We start from the raw sequence: 15256 nt of genomic DNA, 5'->3' as shown, positions 1-15256 counted from the left end.
GAAGTCGATCCGGGTGCCTTTATCACGATTGTCGACAGCTCCGAGATCGTCGGCAAGGGCTTCCGCGGAACGAACTAGCACAGACGTATTCAACGAACCGCCTGCTGGCGCCGTGTACCATGCAAATCGGTCATCTTTGAGTATTTGACCCCACATTGGGCAATAATGATGCTAAAGACAACGTTTGCGATCCAAGTGATTCGTTCAAGATACGAAGGGATGATTCTATGTTCTGCTCGCAGTGCGGCGCCCCCATGGGCGATAACGACAAGTTCTGCGGCGTGTGTGGTGCTCCTAATGCCGGTGCCGCTGGCCCCGCTCCCCAGGGACAGCCTCAGCCCCAGCAGTTTGTTCCGCAACCGCCCGTGGCGAATGCGCCAAAGGGCTGTGTGGCTCAGGCGTTCCAAGATATGACCAAGACTCCGGGCGTGCTTCAGCGTGTATGCCAAATCGCGTTTTTGCCGGCGCTGATTTGCGTTGTGTCAGTGCTCGTGTTGTTTATTCCCGTTATTGGCGGCATTGCGGCTGCCATCGGCTTTTTGGCAGCTTGCATTGCGAGCGTGTGCGGTTCCGGCTTTGGCATCGAGTGGGGTCGCGATCTGTCGCTTAAGATCGATGACGGCATGGATCGTCCGCTGATGCGTTCCACGTCGTTTGGTCTCGGAGTCTTTTCGAGCGTTATTTCGGTCGTGCTCGAGGTTATCGCTGCCATTCCCGTTATCGGTGTAGTGCTTTCGCTGGTGGAGGGCGTGGTAATTGGCGCCGCGGGCTCGTATTCTTATTACGGCTCTTATGCGCTCGAGGCTGCGCTGTTCGGTTCGCTCGGCCTGCTTGTCCTGGCGCTAATTGCCTCGGCGATTCTGGGTGTCTTCTTTAAGATGTTCGCCGACATCGCCGTGATGCACTTTGCGGTGACCGGGCGTGTCGAGAGCGCGTTTTCGCTCGATAAGGTCTGGGCGGCGTTTAAGCACAACAAGACCAAGCTGTTCTGTGCTTCGTTCCTTCCCGAGTTTTTGACGGGCCTGGTCGCCAACGTTGTCACATGGATCTTGACGGTCGTCTTTGGCGCCATTGCCTCTGTCGGTATGTATAGCTACTACTATCGTCCTACGGGTATTGAGGCAATTGTTACCGGCGGTGGCGTCACGCTCGCGCTGTTCTTGGTGCTGGTCGCTTTCGTCACCGTATTTCTTACGGTCTTTGGCAAGATGCTCAAGCACCGTGCCGTTGGCTATTGGGCCGCACGCTATGCAAGCGAGTGGGCCGATGAGGATAAGGACGACGTCCTGACTTTTGTATTGCCCTTCGAGAAGAAGTCCGCTCCCTCGGGTTACAGCTCTCCGGATGTCGCGCCTGAGCCCGAGCCCAAGCCTGAGCCGGCACCTGCACCCGCTCCCGCGACCGAGCCTGAGCCGGCGCCCGAGCCTGAACCGGCGCCCGAGTCTGAGACGGCATCTGAGCTTGAGCCTGCGCCTGAGCCTGAGCCTGAGCCGGCACCTGCACCTGAGTCGGCGTCCGAGCCAAGCTCCGACGAGGAACCTCAGGACGAGTAGTCATGCCGTCTGCCATTTGGGGACGGGGTAGAAATAGTAGAAATAGCGCTTGAAGAATGAGCGGGGCGGACGTGTCGAAACGTCCGCCCCCGCTTTGACATCGCGATGTGGCTATGACTGCGAGATGCCAGCGAATCGATTACTCGTCGTGCTTCTCCTCACGGCGTACAGCAGCGCGTGCGTCGTGGATGCCCTTGATCGCGGCATGGCGAGCCGTTCGGGCATCATGGATGGCGTCGCGAGCCTCGGCGGTCGTCGCCTTGGCAGAGCGCAACTTGGCGGCCAGATCGGGGTTGGTTTCGGCGACCGCGGTAATCGCGGGGCCGTCGAGCTCCTCTTGCGTGGGCTCGGCCAAAAAGTCGATAGCATACTGGGCGGCCACCATGGAGCCCTTTGCCAGCACGGTCTCGTCGATCTTGTAGAAGCAGGAATGTTGGGCGTACGTGGCGCCAATCTTGGGGTTGCGCGTACCTACAAAGGCGAGCACGCCCGGTACGCGACGCAGGTACTCCGAAAAATCCTCGCCCGAAAGCGTGCCGCGATAATGGCCTTGGCCGGCGGGGCCCAGACACTTAATTACAGCCTGACGGCAGCGCTCGCTCGAGGCCGCGTCGTTTTCGACCTTGTAGTTGGCGATGGTGTAGTCGGTGAGCTCTGCCTCGGCGCCCAAGGCGGCCGCGGTATGCTCCACGATGCGGCGCATGAGCTCCGGCATTTCCTCGTGGGTCGAATCGCCGTAGGTGCGCACCGTGCCGGCGAGGTAGGCCGTGCCGGCGATAACGTTGCGTGCGGTGCCGCCGTGCAGCTCGCCGACGGTGATGACAGCCGGCTCGTAGGGGCTGATCTCGCGCGAGACGATGGTCTGCAGGGCGTTGACGATCTCTGCGGCCACCATAACGGCGTCGTGACCGCGCTGGGGCATGGCGCCGTGGCACGAGGTGCCGCGTACGTCGATACGGAACCAGTCGGTATTGGCCATGCGCGGTCCGGGCTCGCAGCTCACGGTGCCGGCGTCGACCTCGCTCCAGATGTGCGCGGCGTAGGCGCCATCGACGCCGTCGAGCACACCCGTGCCGATCATGAGCTTGGCGCCCTGGCCGTTTTCCTCGCTGGGCTGGAAGGCGATGCGGACCTCGCCGTGGATGTCGTCGGTCATATGGCGCAGGATTTGCAGCGTGCCGAGCATCATGGCGATATGGCAGTCGTGGCCGCAGGCGTGCATACAGCCCTCGTTGACGCTGGCGAACTCCTCGCCAGTCTGCTCGGTAACGGGCAGGGCGTCGATATCGGCGCGCAGCAGGATGCGGCGGCGTGGCGTGCCGTCCTCGCGATAGGCGTCGGGCGCGGTGCCGCGAAGCGTTGCCACCAGGCCCGTCTTAAGGGGACGCTCGTTGGGGATATTCATGGCGTCGAGCTGGTTGGCGATGTCGGAGGTCGTGCGCTCCTCGGCGAGGCTCAGCTCCGGGTGCTTATGGAAGTGCCGGCGCTGCTTGATGATATATGGTTCAAACTCGGTAGCGATATCTTGGATGGCCGCGGTGACGTCGTCAGCCGCGCGAGCCTCGGTCGCCGCCATAATCTGCTGTGCCTTGGTCTTCGTCATGGTCGATTTGCTCCTTGCTGGGTTGATCGCAAAATCGTACAGGCTCTCTCCAGTATGCCACCTGCCGCTAGGGCTGGTAAAGTTGCCGTTTGCCGCTTGGGGTTTTGTTACAAGGGCGGGGGAGTACACTCGGGGGTGTTGAATTTTCTGCCAGAGATGGGGATGCCCATGCAACATATCGATCGGATTATCCGCTCCAAGAACGTCTTTACCGCGCAAGACGGCATCGATACCACCCGCGAGCTGGCGATTGCCATCGCAGGCGACCGTATCGTCGCAGTCGGTGCGCCCGATGACGTGATCGCCGCCGCTCCTGCCGCTACGTCGGTTATCGACTACGGCGAGCAGTTTGTCTGCCCCGGTTTCCATGACGCTCATCTGCACTTCTTCCATACCTCGGTCGGTTCCTCGCCGTACATGCTCATGGATATGGGCACGTCCGAGGCGGCGCTGGTGCAACATGCGCTCGAGTTTTCCCAGGACCTGCCCGACGACGCTTGGGTTGTGACGCAGGGCTGGCGCGACTACCGTTGGGACCCGCCCGAGCATCCTACCAAGGCGTCGCTCGATGTGGCATTCCCCGATCGTCCCTGTGTTATGTATTCGGGCGACGGGCACACGCTGTGGCTCAACAGCCGCGCACTCGATGCACTCGGCGTCACGCGCGACAGCGAGCCACCAGCGGGCGGTAGCTACGACAAGGACGCAAACGGCGAGCTCACGGGTATTGCTCACGAGGCGGCTGCCATGCAGCTGCTACCGCGCTGCCTTGAGTGGCTGGGCGAGGATCGCATCGCAAGCGCTTACGCCGATCAAATGAGGCGGATGGCCGAGCAGGGCATCACCTCGATATGCGATATGTCGCTCATGCCCATGCCGGGCTGCGATTTTATCCGCGACGACGTCTACGACAAACTGCAGGCAGCCGGCAAGTTGGGCATCCGAGCCCATTTGTTTCCCACGCTGCTGGATGACCAATCGCGCTTGGAAGAGCTGCAGGTACGTTACGCGAACAACGCGCTGCTCTCGGCGCCAGGCTTTAAACAGTTCTTCGACGGCGTGTCGAGCGAACACACGGCCTATCTCACCGAGCCCTATACCAACCCGCGCTTCCCGGGCGATCAAGGTCGCCTGACGGTTCCTGCCGAGCGCATGCGCAAGCTGGTTCTGGCGGCCGCGGAGCGCGGCCATACCGTGCGCATCCACGTCATCGGCGACGGTGCGATTCATGCCGCGCTGGATATCTTCGAGGAGGCCGCCGACCTGTACGGCCTGCCCCAGCACGGCCATAACACGCTCGAGCACCTGGAGAACCTCTTGCCCGAGGACATCGATCGTCTACGCAAGCTTAACGTCGTTGCCTCGAGCCAGCCCTGTCACATTACACTCGACCCGGGCGGCCCCGAGCGCGATCTGGGCCTGGAACGCAGCCGCATCATGTGGCCGTTTGCGACCTATAAGCAGCGCGGCATCCGCCAAGCCTTCGGCACCGATAGCCCCATCACAGCTGTTACAAGCATGAACGTGCTCTACACGGCTATCACGCGCCAGGATCCCAAAAGCCACTGGCCCGAGGGCGGCTGGTTACCGAGCGAGCGCATCGATGCAGCAACAGCCCTGCGCAACTACACCCTGGGCAGCGCCTATGCAGCGGGCGACGAGCAAAACCTCGGCAGCTTGGAGCCCGGCAAGTATGCCGACCTGGTAGTCCTGGACCAAAACCCGCTCACCATCGACCCCCAAGAGCTCCAGGCTACCAAGGTTCAGACCACCTACCTGGCAGGTAACTTGATTTACGAGCGCTAAGTATTCATGCCGTACCGTTATGCGCGGCTCGGGCAGCCTTTTTGGGATAGCGCTCGAGCCGCGTTTGCGTTTTGGTGGGGATCCGCCATGAGCGTCCCTGCTCTGTTGGATTTGGGTGCGGGGCGGAGGTGCTGCTGCCCCGCGCTCAATTTGGACACCAGCAATGCTATCTCTTGGTGTTTTGCATACTTCCCATTACAGATTGCATAAAAAGGCTGGGATGTCCTTCCTGATCCTGATGTACCCCCGCCCGTGCCGTGCAAAAAACGGAGTATTCAGCACCGCGAGCTCTGCCGGTGCCGCTGCGGCTGAGTAACGTTGCGGAGATTGACGTCATTTTGGGCTCCGGTACGGCGCGAAGCATGCCTTTTTGTCCTGGCGGGGTTTGCCTGCCGACTCAAATCGCCGGTCGAAGACGTCCTTGGGACCAATATGGTGTGTCCGGCGTGTATGCAGCCGTCCTGGCTTGCTGAATACTCCCAAAAATGCACGGTGCTCCCCAGGGGACCCGTGCACGCAACGAAAACCATGCCCATGTCGCTATCCGCATCGCCATTTTGCTGCACTGACTTTTCTGAATGCCGGGCTCGAATTAGTTAACCTGCCTCCCGTGTGGCTCCGGAGGGGCGGGGCATAAGGTTTATCGCGAGTTCCGCACGAGCCGAAAGCCGCTTAATGTGGCCTTCGTGCGAGCAGGACTGCCCGAGCAGGAAACCTTATGCCCCGCCCCTCCGGAGCCACACGGGAGCCACCGCTAAGTTATCCCCCGGCATTCAGAAAATCTAAGTGCCAAAAAATAAGATTTTTTGACTCCGTGTTGTATAACCCGCCATTCGTGGGTACCATTCAACGCGTACGCAAACAAAAAGGGTTAATTCGCGTGGTATAACCGCGCGGCCCAAAAAGGAGGAGACAAGCATGTCGTCTTTGAAGCCGCTTGCAGATCGTGTTCTGGTCAAGCCCGACGAGGCCGAGCAGAAGACCGCTTCTGGTCTGTACATCGCCAGCAACGCTCAGGAGAAGCCGCAGCGCGGCACCATCGTTGCCGTGGGCGCCGGCAAGGTCAACGACAAGGGTGAGCGCATCCCCATGGACGTCAAGGTTGGCGACGTTGTCATCTACGGTAAGTTCGGTGGCAACGAGGTCAAGGTCGACGGCGAGAAGTATCTGCTGATGCGCGCCGACGACATCTACGCTGTCGTCGAGGCCTAGTCTCGTCAGAATCTCTGATTCGTCTTTGAACGCGCCCGCCGCATAGGACTCGGAAGCGGCGACGCGAGTCACATTTCTTTTGGAGGATTACCTACCATGGCAAAGAACATTACGTTCAACACCGATGCCCGCGCTAAGCTTGCCAAGGGCGTCAACACTCTGGCCGACGCCGTTACCGTCACCATGGGCCCCAAGGGTCGCTACGTTGCGCTGCAGCGCACGTTCGGTGCCCCGACCATCACCAACGACGGCGTTTCTGTCGCCAAGGAGATCGAGCTCGAGGACAACATCGAGAACATGGGCGCTCAGCTGGTGAAGGAGGTCGCCACCAAGACCAACGACACCGTGGGTGACGGCACCACCACCGCAACCCTGCTCGCCCAGGCCATCGTCAACGACGGCCTGCGTAACGTCGCCGCTGGCGCCAACCCGCTGGCCATCCGTCGCGGCATCGATAAGGCCGTCAACGCCGCCGTCGCCGAGATGAAGAAGCAGGCCAAGCCGGTCGAGACCAAGGAGCAGATCGCTTCCGTCGGTACCATCTCCGCCGGTGACCCCGAGGTCGGCGAGAAGATCGCCGAGGCCATGGAGGTCGTGGGCAAGGACGGCGTCATCACCGTCGAGGATTCCCAGACGTTCGACATCACCATCGACACCGTCGAGGGCATGCAGTTCGACAAGGGCTATGTCTCCGCTTACTTCGTCACGGATAACGACCGCATGGAGGCCGTGATGAAGGATCCGTACATCCTCATCACCGACCAGAAGATCTCCAGCGTTCAGGACATCATGCCCGTTCTCGAGGCTGTCCAGCGCGCTGGCCGTGGCCTGCTCATCATCGCTGAGGACATCGACGGCGAAGCTCTGCCTACCCTGGTCCTCAACAAGATCCGTGGCGCCCTCAACGTCTGCGCCGTCAAGGCCCCGGGCTACGGCGATCGCCGCAAGCGCATTCTCGAGGACATCGCCGTCCTCACCGGTGGCCAGGCTGCCCTGGACGAGTTGGGCGTGAAGGTCGCTGACATCACCGCCGATATGCTCGGTACCGCTAAGTCCGTCACCATCTCTAAGGACAACACCGTCGTCGTCGGCGGCGCTGGCTCCAAGGAGGCCATCGACGCCCGTATCGCTCAGATTAAGGGCGAGATGGAGAACACCACCTCTGACTTCGACCGTGAGAAGCTCCAGGAGCGCCTGGCCAAGCTCTCCGGTGGCGTTGCCGTCATCAAGGTCGGCGCTGCTACCGAGTCCGAGCTCAAGGAGATCAAACATCGCGTCGAGGACGCCCTGCAGGCCACCCGCGCTGCTGTCGAGGAGGGCATTGTCGCTGGCGGCGGCGTCGCCTTCATGGACGCTGCTCCTGCGCTCGATGCCGTCGAGATCGATGACCCCGAGGAGAAGATCGGCGTCGACATCGTCAAGAAGGCTCTGACCGCTCCGGTCGCCACCATCGCCAAGAACGCTGGCTTTGAGGGCGCTGTCGTGGTCGACAAGGTCGCCGAGCTGCCCGCCGGCCAGGGTCTCAACTCTGCCAACGGCGAGTGGGGCGACATGATCGAGATGGGCGTCCTCGACCCCGTCAAGGTCAGCCGCGTCACCCTGCAGAACGCTGCTTCTGTCGCCAGCCTGATCCTCATCACCGAGGCCACCGTCTCCGATGTGCCCAAGAACACTCAGCTTGAGGACGCAATCGCTGCTGCTACCGCTGGTCAGCAGGGCGGCGGTATGTACTAAGGCCGACAAGGTCTAGAACTCCCACCGGGAATCCGGGGGCGGGACGGGGACTTCTCTCCGGAACGTCCTCGGACATGCAAAGAGGCTCCGCATCGCGCTTCGCGCTGCGGAGCCTCTTTGCGTCCTGCGGAATATTCCGGAGAGAAGTCCCCGTCCCGCCCCCGGATTCCCTGCGTTTACGGCCTTGAGGCCGGCGGGCGGAGAAGGATGTGGTCGATAGGGATACGTGTCCCCTTCGCTGTTTCGCGCTTTGCGCGAAAGGCGCGTTGCTTTGGGATGGGTGGGGGACGTGGTTGCTTTGGCAACTGATCTCCGCCACAAATTACCCTTGGCATACTTGCGCGAGAACCTGCTCGTGCTACACTTGCAATTGCTGTTTCAGGGCGGGGTGGAATTCCCCACTGGCGGTAAATCGGGCGGTGTCAAAGGGACGCCGTGGCGCAGGCGAGGTGTCTGCGACCGAGCCGATGAGTCCGCGACCCGTGCGTGTGTTGGTTCGCATGCCGGCTGAACTGGTGAGATCCCAGTACCAACGGTTAGAGTCCGGATGAAAGAGGCAGGTGATCTTATGTCTGAACAGTCGCAGCATATCCATTTTGAGAACACGAATAGGTGGAGCACCAAACAGCTCGTTACCATGGCGTTGATGTGCGCCTTGGGCGCCCTGTTTATGTACGTGCAGCTGCCTATCCTTCCTTCGGCGCCGTTTTTGACGTATGACCCGTCGCTGGTACCGGCGATGGTGTGCGGGTTTGCGTATGGTCCTGGCGCCGGCACTGCTGTTGCCGCTATGGCTATCGTTATCCATGCGCTCACCACGGGTGACTGGGTCGGCGCGCTTATGAACCTGGTTGCCACGCTGGGCTACATTCTGCCTGCGGCTATCGTCTATCAGAAGATGCATACCTATAAGGGTGCCGTGATTGGCCTGGTGCTCGGCGTTATTGCCGCTACGGCGTTGTCTATGGTCGCAAACCTTACCATTGGCGTATGGTTCTGGTATGGCTCGGTCGATGTGATCGCCCCGCTCATGATTCCTGCCGTGCTGCCGTTCAACCTTATCAAGACCGTGCTTAACTCGGTGTTGACACTGGCGGTGTATAAAGCGGTCTCCAACCTCATCACGCCTAAAAAGGACCAGGTCAAAGGCCGCGCATGATTGAGTGTCGGGGCGTTTCCTTTAGCTATGACGGTGCCGTACCGGCGCTCGACGGCGTCGATCTGAATATCGAGGACGGCGAGTTTTTCTGCATCCTCGGTGGCAATGGGTCGGGCAAGTCGACGTTTGCCAAGCATCTGAATGCGCTGTTGCAGCCCGATGCGGGCACGGTACGCATCAACGGCATGGATGCGTCCGACCCCGAGCTGGTCTACGACATTCGTTCGACCGCGGGCATGGTATTCCAGAATCCCGACGACCAGCTGGTGGCAACGCTTGTCGAAGATGACGTTGCGTTTGGTCCCGAAAACCTTGGCGTGCCATCGGCGCAAATTGCGCAGCGCTTACGCGAGGCGCTGAAGGGTGTGGGCCTGGTGGGCTTTGAGCGCCACGAGACCCATGCGCTTTCGGGCGGCCAAAAGCAGCGCGTGGCGCTTGCCGGCGTGCTCGCCATGGAACCGCGCGTGCTCATATTGGACGAGGCTTCCTCGATGCTCGATCCGCGTGGACGCAAGGGCCTCATGAAGGCTTGCCGCGCGTTGCACGCTCGCGGCATGACCATCGTGATGATTACGCACTTTATGGAGGAGGCTGCCGAGGCCGATCGTGTCGCCGTGTTTCAGACGGGACGAGTTGCCATGCTGGGCACGCCCGATGAGATTCTGACGCGGGCGAATGAACTCGTTCAGCTCAACCTTGACATGCCAGAGTCGTGCCGTTTGGGCATGGCACTTCGTGCGGAGGGCGTGCCCGTTTGCGCGCAGGTACGTGAGGCGGATATGGTCGCCGAGATTGCGCAGGCTTATGCCGAGCGAAGTGGGGCAGGCATCGCGGGGCAGTCTTCCGTATCCCAGTCGGAAATCGCTGACGGCACTGTTCCGGTAGACAACGAGGGCAACGCGTCGGAGCCCGTCATCGAGCTATCCCATGTTTCGTACAGTTATTCGCTCAGTCCGCGCGAGCGCCGCCGCTGGCATAAGCGCTCGGCCACTGCGGGCAAATCGAGCAAACAGGCTCTCTGGGGAAACGACCCAAGCAGCCCGTGGGCGCTGCGCGATGTATCGCTGACGGTGCGTCGCGGCGAGTTCCTGGGCTTGGCAGGTCATACCGGTTCGGGTAAGTCGACGCTGGTCCAGCATCTCAACGGTTTGATTCGCCCCCAGGAGGGATCCGTTCGCGCGCTGGGGCTCGATCTGTCAAACAAGAAAGACGCCGCCGCGGTTAAGGCCAAGGTCGGCGTGGTGTTTCAATATCCTGAGCGTCAGCTGTTTGCCGAAACCGTGGCGCAGGACGTGGCGTTTGGTCCGCATAACCTTGGCTTGCCGCAAGATGAAGTCGACCGTCGTATCGAGTCATCGCTCTCACGCGTGGGCCTCGACCTTTCCACGGTCGGCGACAAGAGTCCCTTTGAGCTTTCGGGCGGTCAGCAACGGCGTGTGGCATTCGCCGGCGTGCTCGCCATGGAGCCCGAAGTCCTGGTGCTCGATGAGCCCATGGCGGGGCTCGATCCGGCTGCGCGCAGGGATTTCCTTGAGCTTATCGATCGACTTCACCGCGATGGCCTGACCGTTGTCATGGTTTCGCATAGTATGGATGACCTGGCCAATTGCTGCGACCGTATTGTCGTGATGAACGAGGGCGCGGTGTTTGCCGAGGGCACGCCCGCTCAGGTTTTTGCGCATGCCGATGAGCTTAAATCAATCGGCTTGGGCGTTCCCGCCGCCCAGCGTATGGCGCTGGCGCTTACGGAGGCGGGCGTGCCGCTGCGCTTTGACGGCCTCTATACGGTTGAGTCGCTGACAGACGAGTTGGTGGACCTGCTAATCGGTTGCTCGGGCGGTCCTTCTAACGTCGCGGACATTGCTAAATTCAAGACGGTCGCGCGAGAGAAGGGCTGCTAATGGAGGCGTTTTCGTTTGGCAGCTACTATCCCGGCGATAGTGCGATCCACCGCCTGGACCCGCGAACTAAGTTGCTCTTGGGCTTTGTGTTTCTGATCACGACGCTGACCGTCGGAGGCTTCCGCGGACTGGCCCCTGTCGCAATGTTTGTCGTGCTGATCTATGCCGTGTCTCGGGTGCCGGTTCGTCGCGTTCTGTCGTCGATGGCGCCGCTGCTGGCAATCGTCGTCGTGGTCGCGGTGCTCAACTTGTTTACCGACCAGAGCGGGCGCATTCTGTGGCAGCTCGGCTTTTTGCAGATAAGCGAGGGCTCGCTGCATTCCGCCGCCTTTATGGCGTGCCGCCTGACCTTGATGATGGCCGGTATGAGCGCTATCACGCTCACCACGCCGACGCTCGACCTCACCGCGGGCTTTGAGCGCCTGCTCGCACCGTTTGCGCGTGTGGGACTTCCTGCGCACGAGCTCGGCATGATCATGGGTATCGCGTTGCGCTTTATGCCGCAGTTTGCCACCGAGATGAAGCAGACGGCGGACGCGCAGGCGAGCCGCGGTGCGCGCGTGACGGGGGGCCCGCTCGGCGGCGTGCGTATGCTCGGCAGTGTGGCGATTCCGCTGTTCACCGGCGTGTTCCGCCATGCCGAGACGCTGTCTGCTGCCATGGATGCACGCTGCTATCACGGCGAGCAGGGCCGCACGCGCCTGCATGCGCTTGCATTTGGCCGCGGCGATGCGTTGGCGGCGGTGGTGACGGCGTTGCTGCTCATCTGCGTCATCGTCATCAATCTTCAACTTGTTTAGGCGCGATTCGAGCGCAAGAAAGGGGTCCCTATGACCGACAACGACCGCACGGCTCAGCTTGAGCGCGCCTGTTCGTATCTCAGGCGCATTCCGGCGTGGTATCTGGCCACGACCGATGTGGCCGACGGGCATCAGCCTCGCGTGAGGCCGTTTTCGTTTGCCATGGTCGATGACGGTAAGTTGTGGTTTTGCACGTCGCGCGACAAGGATGTGTGGGCGGAGCTGAGCGCGAATCCCAAGTTTGAACTCTCGGGCTGGAAGCCGGGGGAGTGCTGGATCGTGTTGACCGGCGAGGCCGCACTTGAGGACGACGCAGTTGCGAGCGACAAGGTGCGTCAAGCGGGTTTTAAGCACATGGTGGGCATTGGCGAGGAACACGAGAGTGCCAACGACGGCCGCCTTGCTTTCTTTTCGGTCCGCAACATTGCCGCGCGCTTCTGTGATATCGACGGCAGCGAGGAGCGCCTGGAGCTCTAGCTCGCACAAACCAGGTTCCCAAACTAGCTAGTACAGGAGGAAACGTGGACGGATTGAATACGGTTTTGGAGTATCTGACGTCGGTGCCGGCGTGGTATCTGGCGACGAGCGTGGACGGACAGCCACATGTGCGTCCGTTCTCGTTTGCACAGATTCAGGACGGCAAACTGTGGTTTGTAACGGCGCGCACCAAAGATGTGTGGCAGGAGCTGCTGCAAAATCAGCGCTTTGAGGCCACGAGTTGGTGGCCGGGCCATGGTTGGTTGATTCTGCGCGGGCGTGCGGGGCTGGAAGACCGGGCTTCGAGTGAAATGCGCGAGGCCGGTTGGAAACATCTTGAGCGCTTGAGCGAGCACTATGAGGGGCCTAACGACCCCGCGCTCGTCTTCTTTAGCGTCGAGGATCCCGAGGCTTTTATCTGCAATCACGACGAATGGGTGCCGGTCGAGCTCTAGCCAGCTGGCTCATCCTAACAACTTGGTTTTCGCATGCGCGGGCCCCGTATTGCCCGGCGCCGTTAGGAGCGCCGGTCAATACGGGGCCCGCTCCATTTGTCAATTCCTTCAAGCGAATGTGTCGGGAATGTTTCAATGCATGAATATGCAAGCCATTTACGTATTTATGCATCTTTTGGTGCTAAAGTTTCAACCCACTTCATAACAACCGCTGCGAAATGCGCATCGGTGCATAAATCGCAGACAAGGAGTCTGATATGTCTTTGAAGGTTGGAATCGTCGGCGCGGCTGGATATGCCGGAGCCGAGCTCATTCGCCTCGTGCTCGGTCATCCCGAGTTTGAACTTGTTGCCATTACGTCCAACGCCGATGCCGGCCAGCCGCTGTCCGCGGTGTATCCGAGCTTTGCTGGCGCGAGCGATCTGGTTTTCACCACGCATGACGCGCCCGAGCTCAAGAGCTGCGATGCGGTTTTTCTTGCCGTGCCGCACACCGCCGCCATGGCGCAGGTGCCCGCCCTGCTTGCCGCAGACGTTTCCTGCTTTGATCTTTCGGCCGATTACCGCCTGAGCGATCCGGCCGTGTTTGAGGCATGGTATGCCGCCGAGCACACGAGCCCCGAGCTACTCAAGACACGTGCCTTCGGCCTGCCCGAGCTGTTCTGCCAGGACTTGGAGACCGCTGCTTCCAGCCATGCTGCTGGCAGGCCCGTGTTGGTCGCCTGCGCCGGCTGCTATCCCACCGCAACGAGCCTTGCTGCCGCTCCTGCCGTGCGTGCGGGCTGGGTGGCCGAGAACGGTCCCGTGATTGTCGATGCCATCAGCGGTGTGACGGGTGCCGGCAAGTCCTGCAACGCTCGTACGCATTTTTGCAGCGCCGACGAGAATTTGGAGGCCTACGGCGTGGGCAAGCATCGTCACACGCCCGAAATCGAGCAAATCCTCGGTCTAACCGATCGCGTCGTTTTTACCCCGCACCTGGCACCGCTCAAGCGCGGCCTGCTCTCCACGGTGACGCTGCCGCTCACGCCGCAGGCCATCGACTCCCTGGCTCTTGAGGATGTCGTCGACTATTACAAGCAGTTCTACGCTGGACGCACCTTTGTGCGCGTGCTCGACGCCGGCCAGCAGCCCAAGACGGCTTCGGTCGTCGGAACCAACGCCGCCCAGATTGGCCTCGCGCTCAACAAGCGCGCGGGCGTGCTGGTGGCGACGGGCGCCATTGACAATCTGTGCAAGGGCGCTGCGGGCCAAGCGGTCCAGTGCGCCAATATCGTCTTTGGCTTTGACGAGCGACGAGGCTTGCCCACAGTGGCGTGCCCGGTGTAGCACATTCGATTGTTAACGATTTGGTAGTCGGGCATCGAGTGGGGCGCCACTCTTAAGCTGGTCTCATGATCACGACTGGCATGGCGCACCAACCGATGCCCGTTTTTTGTTTGATATAAGGAGTCATAAAGACGATGAATACCGACCTGATTGATATCAAGATTCGCGCCGTCGAGGGTGGCGTTACGGCAGCTGCCGGCTTTAAGGCCGCAGGCATCCATGCGGGATTCCGGAAGAATCCCGAGCGCTTGGACTATGCGCTCGTCGTGCCCGATAAGCCCTGTCCCGGTGCCGGCGTGTTTACCATCAATCGCTTTTGCGCGGCGCCCGTGCAGGTGAGCCGTGCCAACCTGGGCGGTGCCGACAAGGGCTACGGTATCATCGCCGGTGTTTCGGTCAACTCTGGCAATGCCAACGCCGCCACGGGTGAGACAGGCCTTGCATGCGCGCGCGAGACGTGCAGCATCGCATCGCAGGTCATCGGCTGCGAGCCCCAACAGATCCTGGTTGCCTCCACGGGTGTGATCGGGCAGATTCTGCCGATCGACACGTTTGAGACCGCCATTCCTGCTGCCTACGAGGCGCTCTCAGCCCACGGTGGCGCCGATGCCGCTCGCGCCATCATGACGACCGACACGCACTCCAAGGAGTACGCCGTGTCCTACGTCAGTGAGGCCGCGGGTCATGCGGGCAATGTCTATACGGTAGGCGGAATGTGCAAGGGCTCGGGCATGATCATGCCCAACATGGCCACCATGATTGCAGTTATCACCACCGATGCCCCCGTCGAGCCTGCGGCACTTCATGCCCTGCTGCTCTCGACCGTCAAGCAGACCTTTAACAAGGTAACGGTCGATTCCGACACCTCGACCAACGACACCTGCATCATGCTTGCCTCCGGCGCCGCTGCCGCAGATGCCGAGCCTATCGTCGAGGGCTCCGATGCCTTTGGCGAGTTGGCATTTGCCGTGCACGAGGTGTGCGAGAGCCTGGCGCGCAATATCGCCGCCGATGGTGAGGGCGCATCCAAGCTTGTTACGGTCAACGTTACCGGCGCCGTGAACGACGAGGAAGCCGATATCGCCGCCCGTGCCGTTGCCAACTCGCCGCTCGTTAAGACCTGCATCGCCGGCCACGACTGCAACTGGGGCCGTGTTGCTATGGCGCTTGGCAAGTGCGGCGTGAAGTTTAATCAGGAAGACGTTTCCATCGACATGATGGGCATGCC

Annotated in this window: 12 protein-coding genes and 1 riboswitch; of the genes, 11 read left to right on the top strand and 1 reads right to left on the bottom strand. The window is 61.1% G+C overall.

What is annotated here, in order from left to right; genetic code table 11:
- Positions 1–227: 227 nt before the first annotated feature.
- A complete protein-coding gene (locus tag AB5767_RS09580) occupies positions 228–1553 on the top strand; it encodes a zinc-ribbon domain-containing protein (RefSeq protein ID WP_368132457.1) in 1326 nt (441 codons plus the stop codon).
- A 139-nt stretch (positions 1554–1692) separates the two neighbouring features.
- Here the strand turns inward: AB5767_RS09580 and AB5767_RS09575 are convergent, their stop codons facing one another.
- Positions 1693–3156: a M20 family metallopeptidase gene (locus AB5767_RS09575; protein WP_368132456.1), complete on the bottom strand. Its 1464-nt coding sequence runs from the start codon at positions 3154–3156 to the stop codon at positions 1693–1695.
- 168 nt (positions 3157–3324) lie between these two features.
- Here AB5767_RS09575 and AB5767_RS09570 point away from each other — a divergent pair, with 168 nt between their 5' ends.
- From AB5767_RS09570 to argJ, 10 genes are all read left to right on the top strand, one after another.
- Positions 3325–4962 (top strand): amidohydrolase, encoded by a 1638-nt coding sequence (locus AB5767_RS09570; RefSeq protein ID WP_316364945.1) that lies wholly within the window; start codon positions 3325–3327, stop codon positions 4960–4962.
- A gap of 918 nt (positions 4963–5880) precedes the next feature.
- The gene (gene groES, locus AB5767_RS09565; RefSeq protein WP_022094351.1) at positions 5881–6174 is read left to right on the top strand and encodes a co-chaperone GroES; all 294 of its coding nucleotides are present in this window, start codon (positions 5881–5883) and stop codon (positions 6172–6174) included.
- 96 nt (positions 6175–6270) lie between these two features.
- Positions 6271–7908, top strand: coding sequence for a chaperonin GroEL (groL, locus tag AB5767_RS09560; protein ID WP_006234938.1), 1638 nt, complete (start codon positions 6271–6273; stop codon positions 7906–7908).
- Positions 7909–8278: 370 nt separating this feature from the next.
- Positions 8279–8471: riboswitch (FMN riboswitch) on the top strand.
- A 5-nt stretch (positions 8472–8476) separates the two neighbouring features.
- Complete coding sequence (locus AB5767_RS09555) at positions 8477–9067, top strand: ECF transporter S component (protein ID WP_055252299.1); 591 nt, start codon at positions 8477–8479, stop codon at positions 9065–9067.
- A complete protein-coding gene (locus tag AB5767_RS09550) occupies positions 9064–10968 on the top strand; it encodes an energy-coupling factor transporter ATPase (RefSeq protein ID WP_368132202.1) in 1905 nt (634 codons plus the stop codon). The genes AB5767_RS09555 and AB5767_RS09550 overlap by 4 nt, the downstream gene beginning before the upstream one ends.
- Complete coding sequence (locus AB5767_RS09545; RefSeq protein WP_148331918.1) at positions 10968–11768, top strand: energy-coupling factor transporter transmembrane component T family protein; 801 nt, start codon at positions 10968–10970, stop codon at positions 11766–11768. The genes AB5767_RS09550 and AB5767_RS09545 overlap by 1 nt, the downstream gene beginning before the upstream one ends.
- Positions 11769–11798: 30 nt before the next feature.
- Complete coding sequence (locus AB5767_RS09540; RefSeq protein ID WP_117648255.1) at positions 11799–12245, top strand: pyridoxamine 5'-phosphate oxidase family protein; 447 nt, start codon at positions 11799–11801, stop codon at positions 12243–12245.
- A gap of 44 nt (positions 12246–12289) precedes the next feature.
- Positions 12290–12700 carry a pyridoxamine 5'-phosphate oxidase family protein gene (locus AB5767_RS09535; protein WP_368132201.1) on the top strand — a complete coding sequence of 137 codons (411 nt, stop codon included), beginning with the start codon at positions 12290–12292 and terminating at the stop codon, positions 12698–12700.
- A 257-nt stretch (positions 12701–12957) separates the two neighbouring features.
- Positions 12958–14028 carry an N-acetyl-gamma-glutamyl-phosphate reductase gene (gene argC, locus AB5767_RS09530; protein ID WP_368132200.1) on the top strand — a complete coding sequence of 357 codons (1071 nt, stop codon included), beginning with the start codon at positions 12958–12960 and terminating at the stop codon, positions 14026–14028.
- Between the two features lie 134 nt (positions 14029–14162).
- Positions 14163–15256: bifunctional glutamate N-acetyltransferase/amino-acid acetyltransferase ArgJ (argJ, locus tag AB5767_RS09525; RefSeq protein ID WP_368153326.1), on the top strand; the 1094-nt coding region annotated here is incomplete at its 3' end.

This window comes from Collinsella aerofaciens, from assembly GCF_040926265.1.
Lineage (GTDB): Bacteria > Actinomycetota > Coriobacteriia > Coriobacteriales > Coriobacteriaceae > Collinsella > Collinsella aerofaciens_BB.
Note: the sequence above shows the minus strand (reverse complement) of the source record. Positions and strands in the feature narration are given on the sequence as shown.